This is a genomic window from Streptomyces sp. NPDC023838 (assembly GCF_040639555.1).
Lineage (GTDB): Bacteria > Actinomycetota > Actinomycetes > Streptomycetales > Streptomycetaceae > Streptomyces.
In genome coordinates, this window is the sequence record NZ_JBFAAD010000029.1 from 86,313 (window position 1) to 93,979 (window position 7,667).

A 7,667-nucleotide genomic window follows, 5' to 3' on the forward strand; every position below is an offset into this window, starting at 1 on the left:
CAGGCATGGCCGGCGGCCCTCACCAGGCTGTCCGCACGAACGGACGGCATGGGAAGAGACACTGATCACCACCCAGCGCTACCTGCACCCCGACGCCGACCAGATCGTCGCAGCCGGTGCCGTCCTCTCGGCGCACCTCACGGTGTCCGTGCAGCCCGTTCACTGCCTGTCACGACGGTCGCCGCCGTCTGACCGGCGCTGACCGTCCTGGTCCCCAACCGGTCCCCCGCTGGTCCCCAAAAACGATCTTGAGGCCGTATCGGATTCTTCCGATACGGCCTCCGACCTGCGAAAACGCTGGTCGGGACGACAGGATTTGAACCTGCGACCCCTTGACCCCCAGTCAAGTGCGCTACCAAGCTGCGCCACGTCCCGATGCCCGTCTGACCTGGGGTTTCCCCCTGGCCGAACGTGCACGAGAACAATACCGCACTTCTACCGGTGGTCACGAACGCCTTTCGGCCGCCGGGTCCGGCGGCCCGCCGGGGCGCACCTGACCGGCCGCGAAATAGGCCGCCAGCTCGGGGTCCAGCGGCTCGACCCGCCGGGGCGTGCCGCCGTCGCGCAGCGACATGGTCGCCTGGTAGCCCGCCGCCACGGCCATCCGGGCGGCCACCGGCGAGGTGTCCGTGCGGCCGCCCTCGCGCACGAAGCGCAGGAACTCGTCGATCAGCAGCGGGTCCGCCCCGCCGTGGCCCGAGCGGTCCGGGGCGGCCGGCACCTCGTGGACCTCGTCGGGCTCGTCCCGGAAGTGGGAGCGCCGGGCGTTCCACACCTTGACCCGGCTGCCCGGCCCGTCGCCGAAGTTCTCCAGGCGGCCCGCGTCGCCGATGACGGTGTAGTTGCGCCAGTAGTCGGGGGTGAAATTGCACTGCTGGTAGGCGGCGAGCACGCCGTTGTCCAGGCGCATGTTCAGGAGCGAGACGTCCTCGATGTCGATCACCGGGTTCAGGGCGCGCTGGGTGTGCGGCGGCCAGTGGCCGTCCTTGGTGTACCAGTCGTCCGCCTTGGGCTCGCCCTGCGCGCGGCGGTGCGGATTGTCCCCGTAGACCATGAGGTCGCCCATGGCGTGGACGTCGCGCGCGTAGCCGCCGGCCAGCCAGTGCAGCACGTCGATGTCGTGGGCGGCCTTCTGGAGCAGCAGACCGGTGGTGTTGGCACGCTCGGCGTGCCAGTCCTTGAAGTACCAGTCGCCGCCGTAGCCGACGAAGTGGCGGATCCAGACGGTCTTGACCGTGCCGATCACCCCGCGCTCGACGAGGTCGCGCATCAGGCGCACCACCGGCATGTGACGCATGTTGTGGCCGACGTACAGGCGCGACCCGGTCTCGTACGCCGTGCGCAGGATCGTGTCGCAGCGCTCGACCGAGATGTCCAGGGGCTTCTCGACGAAGACCGGCTTGCCGGTGCGCATGGCCGCGCAGGCCATGTCGGCGTGGGTGTGGTCGGGGGTGAGGATGAGCAGCGCGTCGAGGTCGGGGTCCTCGACGACCTTGCGGTGGTCGCCGGTCATGGTGGCGTCGGGGAAGGCCCCGGCCGCCTCCGCGCGGGCCCGGGGGTCGGGGTCGGCGAGCGCGGTGACGGCGGAGCCGCGGCCGGGGCGGTGGGCGACGCGGGCGAGGCTGCCGCGCAGGCCGTAGCCGAGGACGCCGATACGGAGGTCGGTCATGATCAACTTCCTTACGGTCCGGTCGTGGTGGCGCGGAGCGCCGAGATGGTCCGGTGCCCGATGATGACAGCAGCGCCCGATCCGGGGCCGCACGCCGGAGTACACGCCTGGGACAACCGTTTCGCGCCGCCGCCACCGGGCGGCACTCCAACACGCCGGTCCGGAACGGAGCTTGATCCTCGCAGGGTGAAACGATCAGGTTCGCACAGGCGCGGCCCGTGTGCCGGACGGCCGAGGGTCGTCCGAACGCGTTCGCGAGCACGCTCAATCGCCTCCCGGGGGGGCTCCTCGATGCCATCCCTGTGTACATCCGGGACGGAAGACTGTCCCTCAGTGCCGCATGCCCACGAAACCTTTGCCGTGGGCATGTGGCAAAAAGTCGGGACCGGGGAATGCCAACCGAGTGGAACCGAGGAGGCCAACCTCACAGAACACACCAGTAGTCAAACGTCAACGCGCCCCGTTTCAGCCAAAGTTGACAAGGACGTTGTAGCGCCACTGAATGATCAACAACATGATGAGGTCGGCCTCTTCGGGACGGGGACCACTGCCGATGCACCACCTGCTCGAACACCGTGGCGAGCAGGCGTTTCGCGGAGGAGGGCTCGCCATGGACGGATACTTCAGCAGCCGCCCGCATCACCAACTACGGGAGCATGTACGGCAGTTCGCGGAACGCGAGATCCGGCCCCGGATAGCGGCGATGGAGGCGGCGCGGTCCGTCCAGTACGACCTGTCCCGGCTGATCGCCCGGCAGGGCTGGATGGGCGCCACCGTCAGCCCGTCGTACGGAGGAATGGGCGTCGGACACCTGGGGAAGACCATCATCATCGAGGAGTTGTCCCGGGTCAGCGGCGCCATGGGCGCGATGGCGCAGGCCTCCCAGCTGGGAGTGGCCAAGATAGTCCACTTCGGCAGCGAGGAGCAGAAGAAGCACTGGCTGCCCGCGATCGCCGCCGGTGACTGCCTTCCGACGATCGCCGTGACCGAGCCCGAGTCCGGCGGCCATGTGCTGGGGATGACGGCGAGCGCGGTCCGCGAAGGCGACGAGTACGTCCTCAACGGCCGCAAAGTGTACGTCGGGAACAGCCACGTCGGAGATGTGCACGGCGTCGTCGTCCGCACCGGCCCCGGCTCCCGGGGGCTGACCGCCTTCCTCGTCGAGTCCGACCGGCCCGGCTTCTCGCTCGGCGCCGAGCGCGACACGATGGGCCTGCACGGCTTCGGCTTCGGCGAGCTGTACTTCGACAACTGCCGGGTGCCCGTGGAGAACCGGCTGGGCGAGGAGGGCGACGGGCTCGCCGTGGCCTACTCCTCCAGCATGCTGTACGGCCGGGCCAATCTGACGGCCGTCTCGCTCGGCATCCACCGGGCGATCCTGGAGGAGACCACCAGGTTCTGCACGGAGCGGATCCGCTACGGCAAGCCGCTGTACGAACTGCCCAACATCAAGATCAAGCTGGGACAGTTGCAGTCCCGGCTGATGACGGCCCGGCTCACCGCGTACCACGCGGTACACCTGCTCGACCAGGGGCTGCCGTGCGACGCCGAGCTGATGAACGCCAAAGTGGTCAACGTGGAGTACGCGCTGGACTCGGCGCGCAGCGCCATGGAGATCCACGCGGCGGCCGGTCTCTTCACCGACCGCCCGATCGAGCGGTACCTGCGCGACGCGCACCACATCTTCGCCCCCGCCGGCACCACGGACGTCCAGCTGCTGCGGCTGGCCGAGGTCGCGCTGGGCACGACGAAGGGCCAGTGGTCACAGCGGCTCTCCGATGTCGTACGCATGGAGGAGTTCGCGGCGGCCCACTGACCGCGAAGGAGCCGGCGGGGCGGCGGTCAGAAGCCGCCGTCCTCCCGGCGGTGGATCTGCTCGATCAGCTCGGCCGCCATCGACTTGATCGTCTCAAGGCCGGCCCGGCCCCACGGCCGCGGCTCGGTGTCCACGACGCAGATGGTGCCGAGCGCGATACCGGTGCGGTCGATCAGCGGGGCGCCGAGGTAGGAGCGGATGCCGATCTCGTCGACCACCGGGTTGCCCGCGAAGCGCGGGTAGTCGCAGACGTCCTCCAGGACCAGCGCCTTGCGGCGCACCACGACGTGCGGGCAGTAGCCGTGGTCGCGGGCCATGATCCGGCTCACCCCGCCGGAGGCGGCCACCGCGTTCAGATCGGTGCCCGCGTGCGCCCCCTGCGGGGTGTGCAGCCCGGCGAAGAACTGCTGGTTCTCGTCGATGAAGTTGACCATCGAATAGGGCGCCGCGGTGACCTCCGCGAGTTTGTGGGCGAACTCGTCGAACGCCGGATCGGGCTGCTCCCCCATGCCGAGCTGGCGCAGCCGCTGTACGCGGACGGGCGCCTCCCGGTCGACGGGGGTGAGCAGCAGATGACCGGTCGGGTCGTACGTCATGTGTGGGCTCCATGGCTGGTGGCGGCCGGAAAGGTGGACAGCAGGTGCTGGACCAGGGTGACCAGGGTCCCGATCCCGGAGCTGCCGATACGGGCGTCGCACAGCACGACGGGAACCTCCGGCTTGAGGTCTATGGCGGACCGGACCTCCTGCGGGGTGTAGCGGTAGGCCCCGTCGAACTCGTTGACCGCGACGAGGAAGCCGATCCCGCGCCGCTCGAAGAAGTCCACGGCGGAGAAGCAGTCCTCCAGGCGCCGGGTGTCCGCGAGGATCACCGCGCCGAGCGCGCCCTCGGAGAGCTCGTCCCACATGAACCAGAAGCGCTCTTGCCCGGGCGTGCCGAACAGGTACAGGACGTGCCGCGCGTCGAGCGTGATGCGCCCGAAGTCCATGGCGACCGTCGTGGTGGTCTTGGACTCCACCCCTTCGAGGCTGTCGTGCGCCACGCTGACGGTGGTGAGCAGCTCCTCGGTGGAAAGCGGTTCGATCTCGCTGACCGCGCCCACGAAGGTCGTCTTGCCGACCCCGAAGCCGCCGGCGACGAGGATCTTCAGCGCGGTGGGGAAGAGATCCACGGCGGGGCTGACGTCAGAGCCGTCGTCGTAGGCCATCGAGCACTGCCTCCAGCAGAGAACGGTCGGTGGGGGTGTGGTGGAAGCGGGGCGCGCGGGCCGTCACCGCCCCGCAGTCCACCAGGTCGGACAGCAGCACCTTGGTGACGACGGCGGGCAGCCGCAGATGGGCCGCGATCTCCGCCACCGAGGTCGGCCCCTCGCACAGCCCGAGCGCCTGCGAGTGCTCGGGCCCGAGGTGCGTCTGGGGCGGCTGCCCGGTCGCCATCACCTGGGAGAGCAGGTCCAGCGTGGCGGTCGGCCGGGTGCGGCCGTTGCTCACGGTGTACGGGCGGATCAGCCGCCCGGCCGCGTCGTCGAGCCATGGTCCATCCTGCGGGGCCGGCACGCTCAGTGCCTCGTGCCGCTCGGTGTGCCGGCGCCTTGCCGGGCCGGCGTCACGAGGTAGGGCCGTACGCTCTTCACCAGCATCGCCATCTCGTACCCGAGCACCGCCGCGTCCGCCTCGCGCCCGGCGAGCACGGCGAGACAGGTGCCCGAGCCGGCCGTGGAGACGAAGAGCAGCGTGGAGTCGAGCTCCACCACCACCTGGCGGACCTCGCCGCCGTCGCCGAAGCGCGCACCCGCGCTGCGGCCCAGCGAGTAGAGCCCGGAGGCGAGGGCCGCCATGTGGTCGGCGCTGTCGACGTCCAGACCGTGCACGGACTTCACCAGCCCGTCGGAGGAGAGCAGGACCGCGTTGCGTGTGTAGGGCACCCGCTGGACAAGGCCGCTGAGCAGCCAGTCGAGGTCCGAGACGTGTCCGTTCGGCGCATCGCTCGCCATGGTGCATCTACTCCTTGGAGTGTTCGGCGTCAGTTTCTGCCTGGGGGTGATGTAACGGCCGTGCGGGGTGGGACGGGTGCTGCTGCGGTACGGAGGAGGGGTCGTGCGGGGCCGGCTGCGACTCGGCGAGGCCGATGCCCCGCTGGAACGCCGCCATCAGCCCCGGGTCGTGCAGGGCGTGCTCGTCCTCCTTGCGCGCGGCCGGAGCGTCCCGCAGCTGGGGGACGAGGTGCTCCTGGCTGCGGCGCCTGGGCAGATCGGGCCGGCCCGCGCCGCGCACCGTACCGTTCGCCACGGGTATCGGGGGCACCGAGACCTCTCCCGGCTCGCGCTGGGCGCCGGGGACGGCGGCGGCCGGGTTGGGCCGCTCCTCGTGGGCGGCGCGCACCGGCAGCGGCGTGGTGCCGTGCGTGGACGCGGTCTCGCCGTGCTGCGGCTGGCGGGGCAGGGACGGCAGCGGGGTGTCGTGCCCGGGTGTGCGGTGTGCGGGAGGAGGCATCGGCGCGGCGGCGGCCGGGACGGGCGCGGGCGGCGGCGCCTGCTGCGGGGCCCCGGCAGGGGGCTGGGGGTGGGCCGGGAGGGGGGTCCTGGCGGGCTCCGGAAGGGGCTGGCGCTCGGCGGTCTGCCCGTCCTTGACGGTCTCCGAGTCGGCGCCCAACAGGCCCTGCGGCAGGACCAGTACGGCCTGGACGCCGCCGTAGATGTTGGTCTGGAGGCGGACCGCGATGCCGTGTCTGCGGGCCAGCGCGGAGACGACGAACAGGCCGATGCGGCCGTCCTGGAGGAGGTGGGCGACATTCACCTGATCGGGGTCGGAGAGCAGCGCGTTCATCTTGTTCTGCTCGGTGACGGGCATGCCCAGGCCGCGGTCCTCGACCTCGACGGCGAGCCCCGCCGTCACCAGCTGGGCGCGGAGCAGCACCTGGGTGTGCGGGGCGGAGAACAGCGTGGCGTTCTCGACGAGTTCGGCGAGCAGGTGGATGACGTCGGCGACCGCGTGGCCGCGCAGCGTGCCGTCGATCGGCGGCACCAGCTTGACCCGGGGGTACTGCTCGACCTCGGCGATCGAGGAGCGCAGCACCTCGGTCATGGTCACCGGGTGGGACCACTGACGGCGGGAGATGGCGCCGCCGAGCACGGCGAGGTTCTCGGCGTGCCGGCGGATGCGGGTGGCGAGGTGGTCGACGTGGAACAGGCCCTTGAGCAGCTCGGGGTCCTCGACCTCGTTCTCCAGCTCGTCCAGGAGCTGGATCTCGCGGTGGACGAGGGACTGGAGCCGGCGGGCCAGATTGACGAAGACTTCGACCTTCTGTTCGTTGCCGACGCTGCTGGAGAGCTGCGAGGCCTGCACCACGGCGGCCACGGCCGCCTCGTGGGACCGGGTCAGCTCATGCGCCAGGAGCTCGAACTCGTCGGCGCCAGGCGGCAGTTGAGCGGGCCCGCCGCGGGCGGGCGGACCCTCGCCGCGGCGCAGTCCTTCGACCACCGTGCGCAGGTCGGCGGCGGAGCGGGCGCTGCCCCGGCGCAGCCCGTTGGCGCGGCCGAGCACGGTCTTGGCGGCCCGGTCGGCGCCCACGGCGGCGGCCGCCACGGACCCCAGCGCGAGCACCGCCATGCCGCCGAGCGCAGCCCAGAGCAGCCCGGAGGGGTGGGCGTGGGTGGAGTGGAGGGTGAAGACGACGGCGGCCGTGCCGCACAGCACCGCGGCCATGGCGGGCAGCACCGCGGTGCGCAGCAGCCGGGGTCGTATGCGGCCCCCGGTGGACGGCCGCTGCCCGCTTGGCGGCCGCCCCGCCGGAGCCGGGGCGCCCGCAGGTGTGGCCGGGGGCTGCGGCCGGTGTGCCGTACGTCCGTGCCGCCCGCCCTCGCGGCGGTCGGACCGCGCGGCGGGTGCGCGAAGATGAGACATCTGCGTCCTCGGTACGTGGGGTCCCAGAGATCGTGGTCCCGGGCCCGACTCATCCGAATGTGGGCCCGCGTTGATCGTCGGCCACTCACGGTAGTGGTCAACCCCTCACCCTCGGTGCACAGTTGGAAAAGTTCCCCCTACCGCGTCCCGCTCTGGTATGACGCCTCGTACGGCAGCGCGAAATGCCGACACGTTTCCTAGGGCCTGTCGTCACATTCCCGTCTGTCCGCCCTTCGGGCGACGACGGGAATGTGACGACAGGCCCTAGGAGACGACCCGC

At 71.1% G+C, this 7,667-nt stretch carries 7 protein-coding genes and 1 tRNA gene; 1 reads left to right on the plus strand and 7 read right to left on the minus strand.

The genetic code is table 11. The annotated features are described in order from the left end of the window. Positions 1–298: 298 nt before the first annotated feature. Positions 299–375 (minus strand) — tRNA-Pro (locus AB0G17_RS28615). 70 nt (positions 376–445) lie between these two features. Further along, positions 446–1,669 (minus strand): Gfo/Idh/MocA family oxidoreductase, encoded by a 1,224-nt coding sequence (locus AB0G17_RS28620; RefSeq protein WP_361388928.1) that lies wholly within the window; start codon positions 1,667–1,669, stop codon positions 446–448. Between the two features lie 610 nt (positions 1,670–2,279). Here AB0G17_RS28620 and AB0G17_RS28625 point away from each other — a divergent pair. Next, positions 2,280–3,485 (plus strand): acyl-CoA dehydrogenase family protein, encoded by a 1,206-nt coding sequence (locus AB0G17_RS28625; protein ID WP_361388931.1) that lies wholly within the window; start codon positions 2,280–2,282, stop codon positions 3,483–3,485. A 26-nt stretch (positions 3,486–3,511) separates the two neighbouring features. On the opposite strand, the gene AB0G17_RS28630 is transcribed toward AB0G17_RS28625, so the two are convergent. The 5 genes from AB0G17_RS28630 to AB0G17_RS28650 are packed head-to-tail and all read right to left on the minus strand — an operon-like array spanning position 3,512 to position 7,387. Then, positions 3,512–4,081 (minus strand): GAF domain-containing protein, encoded by a 570-nt coding sequence (locus AB0G17_RS28630; protein ID WP_361388934.1) that lies wholly within the window; start codon positions 4,079–4,081, stop codon positions 3,512–3,514. After that, positions 4,078–4,692 carry an ATP/GTP-binding protein gene (locus AB0G17_RS28635; protein WP_361388937.1) on the minus strand — a complete coding sequence of 205 codons (615 nt, stop codon included), beginning with the start codon at positions 4,690–4,692 and terminating at the stop codon, positions 4,078–4,080. The genes AB0G17_RS28630 and AB0G17_RS28635 overlap by 4 nt, the downstream gene beginning before the upstream one ends. Beyond that, complete coding sequence (locus AB0G17_RS28640; protein WP_067166125.1) at positions 4,670–5,041, minus strand: DUF742 domain-containing protein; 372 nt, start codon at positions 5,039–5,041, stop codon at positions 4,670–4,672. The genes AB0G17_RS28635 and AB0G17_RS28640 overlap by 23 nt, the downstream gene beginning before the upstream one ends. A 2-nt stretch (positions 5,042–5,043) precedes the next feature. Further along, entirely contained in the window at positions 5,044–5,478 is a 435-nt protein-coding gene (locus tag AB0G17_RS28645) for a roadblock/LC7 domain-containing protein (protein ID WP_361388941.1), read from the minus strand. Positions 5,479–5,485: 7 nt separating this feature from the next. Continuing rightward, entirely contained in the window at positions 5,486–7,387 is a 1,902-nt protein-coding gene (locus tag AB0G17_RS28650) for an ATP-binding protein (RefSeq protein WP_361388944.1), read from the minus strand. Between the last annotated feature and the right edge of the window lie 280 nt (positions 7,388–7,667).